General features: G+C 54.2%; 1 protein-coding gene and 2 pseudogenes. 1 reads left to right on the top strand and 2 read right to left on the bottom strand.

Translation table 11 applies throughout. From position 1 onward, the window contains the following. Positions 1–146, top strand: a pseudogene (locus tag DFQ15_RS18035) (IS630 family transposase); the annotation flags it as partial. Positions 147–389: 243 nt separating this feature from the next. Here the strand turns inward: DFQ15_RS18035 and DFQ15_RS16795 are convergent. Next, complete coding sequence (locus tag DFQ15_RS16795) at positions 390–884, bottom strand: hypothetical protein (RefSeq protein ID WP_233504570.1); 495 nt, start codon at positions 882–884, stop codon at positions 390–392. Between the two features lie 173 nt (positions 885–1,057). Next, positions 1,058–1,864: pseudogene (locus DFQ15_RS17615) on the bottom strand (hypothetical protein); the annotation flags it as partial.

Below are 1,864 nucleotides of genomic sequence, written 5' to 3'. Positions count from 1 at the left end.
GCGTGGCCGATCTGGAGCGCTCCATCCGGCAATACATCGACCGACATAACGCCGACCCGAAACCTTTCATCTGGCACAAGAGCGCCGATACGATCCTCGCAAAGGTCGCTCGGGCTGCCCACAAACTTAGTTCGGCTTATTTTTGAGACGCCACACTAGAGGTCGTCGAAGAATGCCGGCTGGAGGCCTATTCGGACAAGAAATTCCGATTGGGGATACCTGCGGTGCTGGTGACGCAGGCGATGAGCGCAATGAGGGTGGCTCCGAGCAGAGGGCGAACGGGGCGACTCAGGTGGGCTCCCGGGGCTTATTGGGAGGGAAATCGAGGTGTCAGGTGTCGCGGTTCGATTCTGAGTAAGCCGCTATGCGCGAGACACATCTGGAATTCTTCAAAGCGCCCAAAATGGCTCACCTTCCAACAAATCGTACTCTTCAAGCGACCTGTTCTTTTCCACCATGAACCAAGCCAATTCCGTGCGAACAATCTTGACGGGCTGATAAATATCCCATGACTTTGCAAAGAGTTTTGCAGATTCAACACAATAATCGAAGTGCTGGAAGCATGTTGCAAATACATCCGCCAAATTCGGCTGACTCGGGTCAAGCCAAGTCCTACGCCTGTCACCGACCAATTCCATTTTCCAATTCACTTCGGAACTAGCGAGTGTTGTAAATTTATTTTTTGCCTCCTTCATCAAAGATCCAGCTTCGTCTAGTTCTTCAATGCGAAGATATCTGCGATAGAGTCGATCCGTCAGCAAAGGCCAATGTTTGTCAGCATCGCTTTTAACAACAAAAAATTCTAAGCACTCAAAAAAAAGTTTCACATCTGAAATTGTTCCAACCTCACAAAGCGAACTACCGCCGCAGAACCCAATATTCATAATGGTCACCGTTTAAAAGAAATTGAAGTCGGGCTGATGGCACCATTCGATTTCTGTACTATTCCTCTGACAACTGCATCTTCTTGAGTAGCAGTCAATACTTGACCACGGACATCAATAACAACTGTCTGTGTCATTCCCTGCGGCAAATTCGCCGCACGGTCTATCGCCTGTTATGACACGTTTTTAATTAGCCCGTTGGAATTGGTTGCGATGTTGTAATTCTTCACCTCGACACTGCACACATTACCAAGGCAATAGTCCGGCCGAACGCTTCCCGACGTTCCGTAAGGAACTTCTTGACCATTTTTGTAGCTAACCTGCGGGCGCGCACCGGGCGGCAAGTCCAACCCCACATCGATCTCGGATTGCCGCGGTGTAGGCCTAACCGGTGGGGCAACTTCTGGGGATGTCGGTGCCTGCGCCTCTTTGTAGAAATTCTCCGCGATCCGCGTCGCCTCCGCCTCTGTAACGCGCGCACCCCGCGAAGCCAGAAATTCCTTGACCACCGAGCTAGTCAGTATTCTCGCCCCGGCCATCTCTCCCAGGGTGGCCACATCCGCCACCATCAACCCCATCTGCATCGCATCCTGGATGACGGGCGAGCGCTGGATGACGTTGATGGCGCGGTCGAGTTCGGTGATGCTCTTCTGGGCGTGGACGCGGGTTTCCGGGCTGACATTCGGGTCTTGCAGGACCTGCTGCAGGGCACTCTTTTCCTGCTGCATGCCGTCTACCGACACAACGCTGCGGTAGTTGATAGCTGCCGTGTTGTTCGCGCTCTTTCGTTCGTATTCCCGGATGACGTTGACTTCGCACTGCGGGTTGCCCTGGCTGCGGCAGTCGTCCAGTTTTTGGCCGCGGCTGCGCAGATCTGCAGCGCTCAGGTAGTTGTTGACGGTGGCGTTGCCCGCCGCAGCCGCCCCGGCACCGCCGCCAACGGCAGCACCCACGCTGGTGCCCGCGATGGCGACGAGGGC

Source organism: Xylophilus ampelinus (genome assembly GCF_003217575.1).
Classification (GTDB): Bacteria; Pseudomonadota; Gammaproteobacteria; order Burkholderiales; family Burkholderiaceae_C; genus Xylophilus; species Xylophilus ampelinus.
The sequence above is the reverse complement of the archived record's forward strand: the minus strand, read 5'-3'. Positions and strand labels throughout refer to the sequence as shown.